The 13,337-nt window shown below is 62.4% G+C and carries 13 protein-coding genes; 12 read left to right on the forward strand and 1 reads right to left on the reverse strand.

Going from position 1 to position 13,337, the window contains the following annotated elements:
- Positions 1 to 196 precede the first annotated feature (196 nt).
- The 7 genes from rplS to thrC all read left to right on the forward strand — a co-directional run bounded on the left by rplS (position 197) and on the right by thrC (position 6,161).
- Positions 197 to 541, forward strand: a complete 345-nt coding sequence (rplS, locus tag GT748_RS12865; RefSeq protein ID WP_044992397.1) for a 50S ribosomal protein L19 — start codon at positions 197 to 199, stop codon at positions 539 to 541.
- A 451-nt stretch (positions 542 to 992) separates the two neighbouring features.
- Positions 993 to 1,577 (forward strand): signal peptidase I, encoded by a 585-nt coding sequence (lepB, locus tag GT748_RS12870; RefSeq protein ID WP_052537631.1) that lies wholly within the window; start codon positions 993 to 995, stop codon positions 1,575 to 1,577.
- Positions 1,578 to 1,582: 5 nt separating this feature from the next.
- The gene (gene ylqF / locus GT748_RS12875; protein ID WP_044992393.1) at positions 1,583 to 2,473 is read left to right on the forward strand and encodes a ribosome biogenesis GTPase YlqF; all 891 of its coding nucleotides are present in this window, start codon (positions 1,583 to 1,585) and stop codon (positions 2,471 to 2,473) included.
- Positions 2,470 to 3,096, forward strand: a complete 627-nt coding sequence (locus tag GT748_RS12880) for a ribonuclease HII (RefSeq protein ID WP_021659177.1) — start codon at positions 2,470 to 2,472, stop codon at positions 3,094 to 3,096. The genes ylqF and GT748_RS12880 overlap by 4 nt, the downstream gene beginning before the upstream one ends.
- On the forward strand, positions 3,093 to 3,470 hold the full coding sequence (locus GT748_RS12885; RefSeq protein WP_052537630.1) for a YraN family protein: 378 nt from the start codon (positions 3,093 to 3,095) through the stop codon (positions 3,468 to 3,470). Before GT748_RS12880 ends, GT748_RS12885 begins: the two co-directional genes overlap by 4 nt.
- 23 nt (positions 3,471 to 3,493) lie before the next feature.
- On the forward strand, positions 3,494 to 4,414 hold the full coding sequence (locus GT748_RS12890; protein ID WP_021659175.1) for a dipeptidase: 921 nt from the start codon (positions 3,494 to 3,496) through the stop codon (positions 4,412 to 4,414).
- Positions 4,415 to 4,673: 259 nt separating this feature from the next.
- The gene (gene thrC / locus GT748_RS12895) at positions 4,674 to 6,161 is read left to right on the forward strand and encodes a threonine synthase (protein WP_044992349.1); all 1,488 of its coding nucleotides are present in this window, start codon (positions 4,674 to 4,676) and stop codon (positions 6,159 to 6,161) included.
- Positions 6,162 to 6,240: 79 nt separating this feature from the next.
- Here thrC and GT748_RS12900 read toward each other — a convergent pair whose 3' ends face one another.
- Positions 6,241 to 6,411: a DUF1540 domain-containing protein gene (locus GT748_RS12900; RefSeq protein WP_021659173.1), complete on the reverse strand. Its 171-nt coding sequence runs from the start codon at positions 6,409 to 6,411 to the stop codon at positions 6,241 to 6,243.
- A gap of 110 nt (positions 6,412 to 6,521) precedes the next feature.
- Between GT748_RS12900 and GT748_RS12905 the strand changes: the two genes are divergently transcribed.
- The 5 genes from GT748_RS12905 (at position 6,522) to lon (ending at position 13,335) form a co-directional block, all read left to right on the forward strand.
- Entirely contained in the window at positions 6,522 to 7,208 is a 687-nt protein-coding gene (locus GT748_RS12905; RefSeq protein ID WP_044992348.1) for a metallophosphoesterase, read from the forward strand.
- A 144-nt stretch (positions 7,209 to 7,352) separates the two neighbouring features.
- Complete coding sequence (tig, locus tag GT748_RS12910; RefSeq protein ID WP_021659170.1) at positions 7,353 to 8,720, forward strand: trigger factor; 1,368 nt, start codon at positions 7,353 to 7,355, stop codon at positions 8,718 to 8,720.
- Between the two features lie 77 nt (positions 8,721 to 8,797).
- Entirely contained in the window at positions 8,798 to 9,379 is a 582-nt protein-coding gene (clpP, locus tag GT748_RS12915) for an ATP-dependent Clp endopeptidase proteolytic subunit ClpP (protein ID WP_044992346.1), read from the forward strand.
- A gap of 12 nt (positions 9,380 to 9,391) precedes the next feature.
- Positions 9,392 to 10,699, forward strand: coding sequence for an ATP-dependent Clp protease ATP-binding subunit ClpX (gene clpX, locus GT748_RS12920; RefSeq protein WP_044992345.1), 1,308 nt, complete (start codon positions 9,392 to 9,394; stop codon positions 10,697 to 10,699).
- A gap of 242 nt (positions 10,700 to 10,941) precedes the next feature.
- Complete coding sequence (gene lon, locus GT748_RS12925; protein WP_021659167.1) at positions 10,942 to 13,335, forward strand: endopeptidase La; 2,394 nt, start codon at positions 10,942 to 10,944, stop codon at positions 13,333 to 13,335.
- Positions 13,336 to 13,337 lie beyond the last annotated feature (2 nt).

The following is a 13,337-nucleotide window of genomic DNA, read 5'->3' on the forward strand; positions in this document are numbered from 1 at the left end:
AAACATTTTGCCTTTTCTGGCTGTTTTCCCCTTGCACAGGGGGGAAGTGTGTGGTAAAATACAGCAGTATGTTCCGCTGTGGGGCCTTTGGGCCCGGCGGCGGGGTTTCTGTCAACATCTGAAACCAGGCAGTCCTCTGCTCACCGCAAGGTATGAAAAAGAAGCAAGAATGTCGGAAAACCAAGGAGGATTTATCATGGATGCAATGAAACTGATGACCGACTCGATGCTCAAATCCGAGCTCCCCGAGATCAACATCGGCGACACCGTTCGGGTGCACGTGCTGATCAAAGAGGGCCAGAGAGAGCGTATCCAGGTGTTTGAGGGCACTGTCATCGCCCGCAAACACGGCGGGATCAACGAGACCTTCACCGTGCGCCGGGTTTCCTACGGCGTCGGCGTGGAGCGGGTGTTCCCGGTCCACTCCCCCAAGGTCGAAAAGGTCGAGATCGTTCGCCGCGGCAAGGTGCGCAGAAGCAAGCTCTACTACCTGCGCGACCGCGTCGGCAAGGCCGCCAAGGTCAAAGAGCAGCTCCGATAAACCGCAAAGGGCGGCCGGGTCAAACCGGCCGCTCTTTTCTCTGCCCTTTTGGCGGCCCAATTTCCCGATCCTGTCGCGGGGGGAGAGAGGGGGCCGAAGGCGGGAAAGGGAGAGCGATCTTTGGGGGGATGGGGGACACAAAGGATTGCCCTGAACCACCGGTTTGCCCGGTGGCCGTGGGCGCGATTTCGTCGCCCCGCGCGGGGCGAAGCCCGGTTGCCGCCCTTTTGGGGCCGGTGCATCCCGCCTCTTTTACCGGCGATTTTGATTTTGCCGGCATCTGGGCGGCGGGCGGGGCCGGGAGACGAGATTTGAAATTTCTGTGAATCCCTTTTTTTGCGGCGCAGAAAATGGTACAATAACACCGAGAAACATGGGGCCGCCTGTCCCCAGGGCCGAGGGCGAGGGGAGAGGCGGCCTTTACTTTCGTCGAGAAAGGTCGGTGCCTTTTATGGAACACGCCGTTGCGCAGCGGGGAAAATCGCGCCCGCAGATGCCCAAGCGGACCCCGGCGGGGGCGCTCTACCGCGAATTTTTCAGCTGGGTCGAGACCATCGTCCTCTCTTTGGTGGCGGTATCGCTGGTGTTCACCTTTGTGGTGCGCATCATCCGGGTGGACGGGGACTCCATGCTCCCCACCCTTCAAAACAACAACGTGCTGCTGATTTCTCCCTTCCTCTATGAGGTGGAGCAGGGGGACATCGTCGTCCTCAACAGCCACGAGGACGAAAAGCTCTACATCAAGCGGGTCATCGCCACCGAGGGGCAGGTGGTCAACATCGACTTCGACTCCGGCACCGTCTTTGTGGACGGGGTCCCCCTGGACGAGCCCTATATCAACGAGGCCACCGCCCTGCGGGGGGACGAGACCTTTCCCCAGGAGGTGCAGCCAGGCCACTACTTCGTGATGGGGGACAACCGCAACCACTCGGAGGACAGCCGCTTCTCCTCGCTGGGCCAGGTGGCCAAGCAGGACATTGTCGGCGAGGCCTATTTTAGACTGCTGCCCTTTGGCGGCTTTGGAAAGGTAGGGTGAGCGAGATGGCAAACGACCTGCACACCATTCAGTGGTTCCCCGGCCACATGGCCAAGACCCGCCGGCTCATCGCCGAAAATCTCCGCCACGTCAACCTGGTGGCCGAGATCGTGGACGCCCGCATCCCCGCCTCCAGCCGCAACCCGGAAATCGACGCCCTGGTGGGGGAGAAGCCCCGGCTGCTGCTGCTCAACAAGTCGGACCTGGCCGACGAGGCGGCCACCCGCCGCTGGATCGAGTGGTACCGCGGCCAGGGGATCCCCGCCATCGCCATCGACGCCAAGAACGGCAGGGGATTGGGGCAGTTCAAACCTGCCGTCCTCGCCGCGCTGGAGGGGTATTTGCAGCGCCGCCGCGAAAAGGGGATGACCGGCCACCAGATCCGGGTGATGGTGGTGGGGGTGCCCAACGTGGGCAAGTCCTCCTTCATCAACCGCATCGCCGGGGGCAAGCGCGCCAAGGTGGAGGACCGCCCCGGCGTCACCCGCGGCAAGCAGTGGATCAAGATCGACGAGGACTTGGAGCTGCTTGACATGCCCGGCATCCTCTGGCCCAAATTTGACGACCCCGCCGTGGGGGAGAAGCTGGCCTTCACCGGCGCCATCAAGGACGACGTGATGGACATGGAGTACATCGCCATGAAGCTTTTGGACATCCTCTCCGCCCAGTACCCCGAGGCGCTGGCGTCCCGCTACAAGCTGGATTCTGAAGCCCTGGCCGCCTGTGCCGACGGCTTTGCGGTATTGCAGCTCATCGGCCGCAAGCGGGGGATGCTCATCTCCGGCGGGGAGATCGACACCGAGCGGGCCGCCATCATGCTGGTGGACGAGTACCGGGGCCAGAAAATCGGCCGCTTCACCCTGGAGACACCGCCCCGGGCGGAGGGGGCACAGTGAGCGCCCCGGCCCTGCACCCCGAACTGCTGGCCTTTGACCGGGACCTGCGCCAGCGCTTCGGCACCCTCTGCGGGGTGGATGAGGCAGGGCGGGGCCCCCTGGCCGGCCCGGTCTGCGCCGCGGCCGTGGTGCTGCCGGAGGGGTACCTGCCGGAGGGGCTCAACGACTCCAAAAAGCTCACCGAAAAGCGGCGGGAACTGCTCTTTGACGAGATACGGGAGAACGCGGTGGCCTACAGCGTCCAGTTGGTGGATAATGAGATCATCGACGACATAAACATATTAAACGCCACCATGCAGGCCATGGCCCAGGCCATTGCCGGGCTGGGGGTGCCGGTGGAACTGGCCCTCATCGACGGCAACCGCTGTCCCCCCGCCAACCTGCCCTGTCAGGCCGTCGTCCAGGGGGACGCCCGCTCGGCCAGCATCGCCGCCGCCTCCATCCTCGCCAAGGTCACCCGGGACCGGCTGATGTTGGAGTACGACCAGCTCTTTCCCGGCTACGGGTTTGCCCGCCACAAGGGCTACCCCACCAAGGCCCACTATCAGGCCCTCACCGAGCTGGGGGTCACCCCCATCCACCGGCTGACCTTCCTCAAAAAGTGGAAGGGGCGCTCCCAGTGAGGGAGCGGGGGCGGGGGATGAAGTCCACCTCCGGCATTTTGGGGGAGGTGGAGGCCGCCCGCCTGGCCCGGCGCAAGGGGTATCAGATCCTGCGCTCCAATTTCACCTGCCGTTACGGAGAGCTGGACCTGGTTGTCGCAGATGGGGACACCCTGGTGATCATGGAAGTCAAGACCCGGCTGCAAAATGCCCTCTACACCCCGGCCGAGGCGGTGACCCGCCAGAAGCAGGAGCGGATCAAGCTGGCAACCAACGTCTTTCTGGCCGCCCAGCAGCTCGACGATGTGCAGGTGCGCTTTGACGTGGTGGAAGTGATCATGGATGAGGCCTTTGAGGTGGTGTCGGTCAACCACCTGGAAGATGCCTTTCGCTGAACACGAGAGAGGAGAGAGCGCCCGTGGATCTGTTTGACCTGCACTGCGACACCCTGACTTCCTGCTGCAACAAGGGGTTGTCCCTGGCGGAGAACGAGTTGGAGATTTCCCTGCAAAAGGGGTCCTATTTGGAGCGGTGGGCCCAGTGCTTTGCCGTCTTTGTCCCCGACGAGCTGCGGGGGGAAGCGGCCTACGACTACTACCGCCGGGCGGTGGACTACTACCGCGCCCAGGCCGCACCGCCGCTGCTGCGCGAGGGGGCGGAGATGGCCGCCCTGCGCCGGGGGGAGAGGCGGCTCTGCCCCATCCTCACGGTGGAGGGCGGTGCCGTCCTGGCCGGCCGGTTGGAGCGGATACAGACCCTGGCCGAAGACGGGGTGCAGATGCTGACCATCACCTGGAACGGCGAGAACGAGCTGGGCTGGGGGATCAGCGAGAACCGGGGCCTCAAGCCGCTGGGCAGGGAGGCGGTGCGGGAGATGGAGCGCTGGGGCATCCTCCCCGACGTCTCCCACCTCTCCCAGTGGGGATTTTACGATTTGGCGGCGGTGGCAGAGGGGCCGATCGTGGCCTCCCACTCCAACGCCAAGGCACTCTGCAACCACCCCCGCAACCTGACGGACGAGCAGTTTGCCGTCATCCGCGACCGGGGCGGGCTGGTGGGCCTCAACTACAACCAGGGCTTTTTGCGGGAGGACGGCCCCGCCACCCCCGACGACATCGCCGAGCACGCCCTGCACTTTTTGGCCCTGGGGGGCGAAAAGACCCTGGCCCTGGGCTCCGATTTTGACGGGGCCGAGATGCCGCAGCAGCTGCCGGACATCGCCGCCCTGCCCGCCCTGGCCGACGCCATGGCCCGGAGGGGGATCGGCCCGCAGCAGATACAGGCCATCTTCTTTGACAACGCCGCCGACTTTTTTGAGAGAAGGCTGTCCTCTTTTTGAGGGGGGCGGGATCGGATCGGGCGGGAAGGATCTTCCAGCCGAAAATAATTGGCGACTTCTCATAGCCTGTGGTTTATGGTATAATAGCGAAAAATCGGCTGTGGGCAGGGGAGGGTTCTGCACCCTTCTCCCGCCGCCTGCAAAGGGCGGCAGCAGCCGGTTTGCCCCCTGTTCTCTGCCTGTGGGAGGGAGGGGACGGGGGAGGAAAAAGAAGGCGGCCCCGTGCCGCCGGACCTGGAAAATTGAAGAGGTGAGCAGATTGCGTTACAGCAGTACAAGGGATTCATCGCTGCAGGTGTCGTCCTCCGAGGCGATTTTGCAGGGCATCTCAAAAGACGGCGGCCTGTTTGTCCCTGAGACGATCCCCGCCTTTGCGCCGGGTGAACTGGCCCAACTGCAGGGCAGCAGCTACCAGGAGGTGGCCTCTGCCGTTCTGTCCCGCTACCTGACCGATTTTTCGCAGGAGGAGATCGACGACTGCGTGAAAAAGGCCTATGGCAGCAAGTTTCCCGAGGGGGAGGCCTCCCTGGCCGAACTGAAAGACGGCCTTCAGGTGCTGGAACTCTGGCACGGCCCCACCTGCGCCTTTAAGGACATGGCCCTGCAGATGTTGCCCCAACTGCTGACGGTGGCCAACAAAAAGGCGGGCGACGGCAAGACCATCCTCATTTTGGTGGCCACCTCCGGCGACACCGGCAAGGCCGCCCTCGAGGGGTTTTGCGATGTGCCGGGCACCGAGATCGCCGTGTTCTACCCCCAGGACGGGGTCAGCCACATGCAAAAGCGCCAGATGGTGACCCAGGCGGGGGAGAACGTGCACGTCTGCGGGGTGGACGGCAACTTTGACGACTGCCAGACCGGGGTGAAGCGGATCTTCACCGACGGCCGCGCCGCGGCGGAACTGGCGGCCAAGGGGATGCGCTTTTCCAGCGCCAACTCCATCAACTGGGGGCGGCTGGCGCCCCAGATCGTCTACTATGTATACGCCTACCTGGAGATGTGCCGCGCCGGCAAGGTCGCCATGGGGGAGCCGGTCAACTTCGCCGTCCCCACCGGGAACTTCGGCAACATCCTCGCCGCCTACTTTGCCAAGGAGATGGGGGTCCCCATCGGCAAACTCATCTGCGCGTCCAACCGCAACAACGTGCTCACCGACTTTTTGAGCGAGGGGCGCTACGACCGCAACCGCCCCTTCTACACCACCCTCTCCCCGTCGATGGACATCCTGGTCTCCTCCAACCTGGAGCGGCTCCTCTACCTCCTCTCCGGGCGGGACGACGGGCTGATCGGCCGCCTCTACCGCGACCTGTCCGACACCGGCCGCTTCGCGGTGAAAGAGGAGATGCTTGGCCGTCTCAAAGAGAGCTTTGCCGCCGGCTGCGCCGACGACGCCGAGACCTCGGCTGCCATCAGGGAGGTCTACGACCGCTCGGGCTACCTCTGCGACCCCCACACCGCCGTGGCTTTCAAGGTCTACGGCGAGTACCGGGCGGCCACCGGGGACGAGACCCCCACGGTGGTGGTCTCCACCGCCAGCCCCTACAAATTCCCGGCCAGTGTGTTGGAGGCGCTGGGCGGCGAACTGCCGGGGAAAAACGACTTCTCCATCCTCTCCTCGCTGGAGGAGCGCAGCGGTGTCGCGGCCCCGGCGGCCCTCAAGGCCCTGCGGGACAAACCCATTCGCTTTGGCGACTGCTGCATGCCCGGCGAGATGTTCGGCTGGGTCAAGGCGGTCCTCAACATCTAGCGGGCACCGAACAGGAAAAAAGGGCGGCTGGGCCGCCCTTTTTTGAGGGGTCATCGCAGATGTTCAGTCCCTCTGCCGCCTATTCTCCCTCTTTGGGGTGAAAGGTGGAGCAGATGGTGTCGCAGCAGGAACAGGCAAAGTGCGGCCCCACCTGAATATCTGCCGCTGTACAGCGCCGGTCGCGATTGTAAATGCAGTTTTCCACGTCGCAGACGACCTGTGGAATGGGTCCGGGCTTGCTCTTTTTCACGCGCAACCACACCCTTTGGCAAATTTCTGTGAACCCGTGTACATCAGCCCTCTCTGAAAGTGTGTCTGCTTGGGACCGCTTTTATGGCAGGGAAAAGGAGGAGGGAAAATTTGAGTATTTTTGCGCTGGGCGACACCCACCTGTCGCTGGCCAGCGACAAGCCGATGGACGTCTTTCCCGGCTGGTCGGGCTATCTGCCCAAACTCGAAAAAAATTGGCGCGACACCGTTGCGGACGGCGACACGGTGGTGATCCCCGGGGATGTGTCCTGGGCCATGTCGCTGGAGGAGGCGGCCACCGATTTTGCTTTTCTCGACAGCCTGCCGGGCCGCAAGATCTTGCTGAAGGGGAATCACGACTACTGGTGGTCCACCAAAAACAAGATGGACGGCTTTCTCGCTGAGCGGGGGTTCACCACCCTCTCCATCCTCTCCAACGAGAGCTATCAGGTGGAGGGGGTCAACATCTGCGGCAGCAGGAGCTGGTTTTTTGAGGACACCGACCCCCACGACGCCAAAATTCGAGCCCGGGAGCTGGGGCGGATTCGGATGTCGCTGGAGAAGGCCGACCCCGCCCTGCCCATCCTCCTCTTTCTCCACTACCCGCCCGTCTACCGGGACTTTCTCTCCCAGGAGACCATCGACCTGATGGGGGAGTGGGGGATCACCCAGTGTTACTACGGCCACCTTCACGGCAAGGCCATCCAGTGGGCCTTTGAAGGGGACTACGAGGGGATCGCCTTCCGCCTGGTCTCCGCCGACGCCCTGAACTTCTGCCCGCTGTGCATCAAGGAGTGACGGCAGCGCCCTGCAAATGCCATTTTGCCGCCAAAGCGGCGAAAAAGGTGAGAATCAGCCGCTCGGCCGGTTGCAATTGGCCGAATTGATGTGATATAATTACAAAGATAATTGTCTGTGACAAAATTAGGAGGAAGTATAATTATGAGCCTTAACAGTTCTACTAAAGTTGAGACCAACAAATACGAATTGGAGGTCTCGGTCGCTCCCGATGTGTTTGGCAGCGCGGTAGACAAGGTGTACCATAAGAACGCCAAGAAGATCAGCGTTCCCGGCTTCCGCAAGGGCAAGGCCCCCCGCCACCTCATCGAGAAGATGTACGGCGAGGGTATCTTCTTTGACGAGGCCATCAACGACGTGATGCCCGAGGCCTTTGTCGAGGCCGCCAAAGAGGCCGGCGTCGAGCCCGTCTCCACCCCCGAGGTCAGCGTCGAGTCGGTCAGCAAGGCGGACGGCCTGGTCTTCAAGGCCACCGTCATCGTCAAGCCCGAGGTCGAGGTCAAGGACTACAAGGGCATAAAGGCCCAGAAAACCGTCAACACTGTCACTGCCGCGCAGGTCAAGGCCGAGCTGGAGAAGATGCAGGACAGAAATGCCCGCATCATCACTGTGGAGGACGCGCCCGCCAAGTCCGGCGACACCGCCATCATCGACTTTGAGGGCTTTGTCGACGGCGTCGCCTTTGAGGGCGGCAAGGGCGAGGGCCACCCCCTGGTGCTGGGCAGCGGCCAGTTCATCCCCGGCTTTGAGGACCAGGTCATCGGCCACAAGCCCGGCGAGGAGTTCGACGTGAACGTCACCTTCCCCGAGCAGTACCAGGCCGAGGAGCTGGCCGGCAAAGCGGCCACCTTCAAGGTGAAGGTGAACGAGCTCAAATCCAAAGAGCTGCCCGAGCTCGACGACGAGTTCGCCAAGGACGTCAGCGAGTTCGACACCCTGGACGAGCTGAAAAAGGACATCAAGAAGAAGCTGCAGGAGCAGGCCAACGCCCAGAGCGAGACCGAGCTGGAGAACAGCCTGGTGGACGCGGTCATCGAGAAGTTGGAGGGCGAGATCCCCGAGGTGATGTTTGAAAACCGCATCGACGAGATGGTGCAGGACTTCGACTACCGCCTGCAGTCCCAGGGGATGAACCTGCAGCTCTACCTGCAGTACACCGGCATGGAGATGGCCGATTTCCGCAAGACCTTCCGCGAGCAGGCCGAGAAGCAGGTCAAGATTCGCCTGGCCCTGGAGAAGATCGCCAAACTGGAAAAAATCGAGATCAGCGACGAGGCCGTCGAGGAAGAGATCGCCAAGATGGCGGAGAACTACCAGATGGAGCCCGAGAAGATCAAGAGCCTGGTCTCCCTGGACAACATCCGCGAGGACCTGGCTGTCAACAAGGCCATCGACCTGATCCGCGAGAGCGCCGAGGTCGAGGAGGTCAAACCCGCCAAGAAGACCGCGGCCAAGAAACCCGCTGCCAAAAAGGCCGCCAAGAAGGCCGAAGAGGACACCGAGGAAAAGTAAGCGGCATACATACCTCGCCTGAGGGGACTTTTGCAGCTAGGTGGGTAGAATCACTTTTGTTTGGAGGCGCATTGTAAATGAGTTTAGTACCTATGGTAGTGGAGCAGACCAGCCGGGGAGAGCGCTCTTACGACATCTACTCCCGCCTGCTCAACGACCGCATCATCATGCTCTGTGACGAGGTCAACGACCAGACCGCCAGCCTGGTGGTGGCCCAGCTGCTGTACCTGGAGGGGCAGGACCCCGACAAGGACATCATGCTCTACATCAACAGCCCGGGCGGCTCGGTGACCGCCGGCCTCGCCATCTACGACACCATGAACTACATCAAGTGCGATGTCTCCACCACCTGCATCGGGATGGCGGCGTCCATGGGGGCCTTCCTGCTCTCCAGTGGCGCCAAGGGCAAGCGCTTTGCCCTGCCCAACAGCGAGATCATGATCCACCAGCCCTCCGGCGGCAGCCAGGGGCAGGCGACCGACATCAAGATCCAGGCCGATCACATCCTCCGCACCAAAAAGCGGCTCAATGAGATCCTCGCCAAAAACACCGGGCAACCCCTGGAAGTGATCGAGCAGGACACCGAGCGGGACAACTTCAAGAGCGCACAGGAGGCTGTGGAGTATGGCCTGGTGGACAAAGTCATAGAGAAACGGTAGGGATTTTATTCAATGCCAAATCAAGATAACGGCAACAGCGGAAACATGCTGTTTTGCTCCTTCTGCGGCAAGTCGGCCGACGAGGTCTCCAAGCTCATCACCGGGCCGGGGGTCTACATCTGCGACGAGTGCGTCTCCCTCTGCCAGTCCTTTCTGGACGACGACGATTTCGCTCCCCAGAAGGGCGGCAAGGGGAAGGACACCAGCATCCACGTGCTCACCCCCAAGGAGATCAAGGCCATTCTCGACGAGTATGTGATCGGCCAGGACAGCGCCAAAAAGACCTTGGCGGTGGCCGTCTACAACCACTACAAGCGGCTGCTGGCCGGCCCCCAGGAAAACGGGGTGGAGCTGCAAAAGAGCAACATCCTGCTGCTGGGCCCCACCGGGGTGGGCAAGACCCTGTTGGCCCAGACCCTAGCGCACATCCTCAACGTCCCCTTCGCCATTGCCGACGCCACTACCCTGACCGAGGCGGGCTATGTGGGCGAGGACGTGGAGAACATCCTCCTCAAACTCATCCAGGCGGCGGACTTCGATGTGGAGCGGGCCGAGCACGGCATCATCTACCTCGACGAGATCGACAAGATCACCCGCAAGTCGGAAAACCCCTCCATCACCCGGGACGTGTCCGGCGAGGGGGTACAGCAGGCCCTGCTGAAGATGGTGGAGGGCACCGTTGCCAACGTCCCGCCCCAGGGCGGGCGCAAGCACCCTCAGCAGGAGTTCATCCAAATCGACACCTCCAACATCCTCTTCATCTGCGGCGGCGCCTTCGAGGGCATCGAGAAGATCATCGAAAAGAGGATCTCCTCCTCCGCCATGGGCTTTGGCGCCAACGTGGTGAGCAAAAAGGAGATGGCCGAGAGAAACCTGCTGGAGGAGATCGTCCCCCATGACCTGGTGAAATTCGGCATCATCCCCGAGCTGGTGGGCCGTCTGCCCATCATCAGCTCCCTGCGGGCGCTGGATGAGGACTCCCTGGTGAAGATCCTCTGCGAGCCCAAAAATGCGGTGCTCAAGCAGTATCAGGCCATGCTGGAGATGGACGGGGTCGAGTTGGAATTCACCCCGGAGGCCCTGCGGGCCGTGGCCCGCAAGAGCATCGAGCGCAAGACCGGCGCCCGGGGGCTGCGCTCCATCATGGAGGAGCTGCTCCAGGACGTGATGTACGAGATCCCCTCCCAGGAAAAGGTCAGCAAGGTCCAAATCGGGGAGAGGTGCGTCGAGGGCAAAGCGGAACCCGTCCTCACCTACGACGAGAAAAAGCGGCCAGTCCGCTTTTCCGGGAAGCTGACAGGCAAGCAAAAAGCCATTTAAACGCAAGTTGCAAAGGGGCGGCAAGGCCGTCCCTTTTTGCTGTCCTGCAAAGGAAAAAGACCCGCCCCGGGGAGCGGTGGAACAAATAAGAGTTATTTGGTGTATTTTGCTTGAAAAGAGGGGCAAAAGCAGCTATAATGAAGCGTAAATCCTTTCCGGCGCCGCCCTATTTGAGCGGCCCCTTTCGACGAGAAATACGAGGTGATCTTTTGAATATAGAAAAACGCGGCGGATCGGAGAGCATGCCCGCCATGGCCCTGCGGGGAATGGTCCTCTTTCCGGGCAACATCATGCACTTTGACGTGGGGCGGGACCAGTCCATCCGCGCGGTGGAGAGCGCCCTGGAGAGCGGCAGCAACCTCTTCGTGGTGGCCCAAAGGGACGTGCGGGTGGACGACCCCACCCCCGACGACCTGTACGAGTACGGCACTGTGGCCCGGGTCAAACAGCTCCTGAAGATGCCCGACGACGGTGTAAAGGTGCTGGCAAGAGGGCTCTACCGGGCCCGCGCGGTGGAGTTGCAGGCCGGGGGAGAGATGCTGCAGGCCACCGTTGAGCGCAGCGACCTGCCCCAGCCCCGGCGGATCACCCCGACCCTGATCGCCAACGTGCGGGCGGCCAAACAGCTCTTTGAGGAGTATGTGGGCGCCGGCAACAAGGGGACGCCCAAAGAGGTGCTCCTGGGGGTGCTGGGGGAGCAGGACCCGGGCCGCCTGGTGGAGCAGATCTGCCAGAGCGCCAACCTCCCCTATGAGTCCAAGCAGGAGATATTGGAACAGCGCACCGTCTCCCGCCAGGTGGAGAAGCTGGTGATCGCCCTGGAGCGGGAAATCAACGTCCTCCTCATCGAGAAGGACATCTACGACAAGGTGCGGGTACAGTTGGACCAGAACCAGCGGGAATATGTCCTGCGCGAGCAGATGCACATCATCTCCGAGGAGCTGGGGGAGGACGGCGACGACGGCGAGCTGGAAGAGCTGCAAAAGAAGATCCAGGCGCTGGAACTGCCCCAGGAGACCCGGGAGCACTTTGAGAAAAACCTGAACCGGCTGGCCAAAATGCCCCAGGGCTCGCAGGAGGGCAGCGTCATCCAGACCTATTTGGAGACCTGCCTGGAACTGCCCTGGAACACCTATTCCAAGGTGAGCGCCAACCTGCAGACGGCGTCCAAGATCCTTGAGCGGGACCACTACGGCCTGAAAAAGGTCAAGGAGCGGATCCTCGAGTTCATCGCCGTTTCCAAGTTGACCCCCAAAAACAGCGGCCAGATCCTCTGCCTGGTGGGCCCTCCGGGGGTGGGTAAGACCTCGATCGTCAAGTCCATCGCCGAGAGCATGGGCAGAAAGTACGTCCGCATCTCCCTGGGTGGGGTGCGGGACGAATCGGAGATCCGCGGCCACCGCAAGACCTATATCGGCTCGATGCCCGGGCGGATCATCAAAGCCATGGCCCAGGCCAAGACCCAAAACCCCCTCATCCTCCTCGACGAGGTGGACAAACTGGGCAACGACTACAAGGGTGACCCCTCGTCGGCCCTGTTGGAGGTGCTGGACAAGGAGCAGAACCAGGCCTTCCGGGACCACTACATAGAGGTGCCCTACGACCTCAGCGACGTCCTCTTCATCACCTCGGCAAACGACGCCGCGGCCATCCCCGCCCCCCTCTACGACCGGATGGAGGTCATCGAGCTGGGCAGCTACACCGACGTGGAGAAGTACAACATCGCCAAGCGCCACCTCATCCCCAAGCAGATGAAGGCCCACGGGCTGGAGGCAGGGCAGCTTAAAATTTCCCGTGACGCCGTCTTTGAACTCATCGACGGCTACACCCGGGAGGCGGGCGTCCGCAGCTTGGAGCGGGAGATCGCCGGCCTCTGCCGCAAGGCGGCCAAAGAGGTGGTGGCGGGCGAAAAGGGGCTCTCGGTCACCAAGGCAAACCTCTCCCGGCTGATCGGCCACCGTCGCTTTGACCGGGAGGACGCCTCTCTCGAAAACAAGGTGGGCACTGTCACCGGCCTGGCCTGGACCTCGGTGGGCGGCACCACCCTGCCCATGGAGGCGGTGGTGCTGGAGGGCAGCGGAAAAATCGAGATCACCGGCTCTCTGGGCGATGTGATGCAGGAGTCGGCCAAGATCGCCGTCAGCTATGTGCGCAGCATCGCCGACCTCTACGACATCCCCCACAACTTCTACAAAAACCGGGACATCCACATCCACGCCCCCCAGGGCGCGATCCCCAAAGACGGGCCCTCGGCGGGGGTCACCATGGTGACCGCCCTGGTCTCGGCCCTGACCGAGCGGCCGGTGCGGGGCGAGGTGGCCATGACCGGCGAAATCGACCTGCACGGCAACGTGCTGCCCATCGGCGGCCTGAAGGAAAAGAGCATGGCCGCCTACAAAAACGGCTGCACCACCGTCTTGATCCCCAAGCGAAACCTCCCCGACTTGGAGGAGGTGGACCAGGAGGTCAAGGATCACCTGCACTTTGTGCCGGTGGAGACCATCTCCCAGGTGCTGGAGACCGCCCTGGTCAAACCGGCTGCACAGCCGCCCGAAGAGGTGGAGGAACTGCCCTCCGCCCCCCCGAGGAAGAAGGCGGGACCCGCCCGCCCGCGGGACACCCACATCCAACAGTAGGG

This window comes from Bittarella massiliensis (ex Durand et al. 2017), from assembly GCF_009876955.1.
Taxonomy (GTDB): domain Bacteria; phylum Bacillota; class Clostridia; order Oscillospirales; family Ruminococcaceae; genus Bittarella; species Bittarella massiliensis.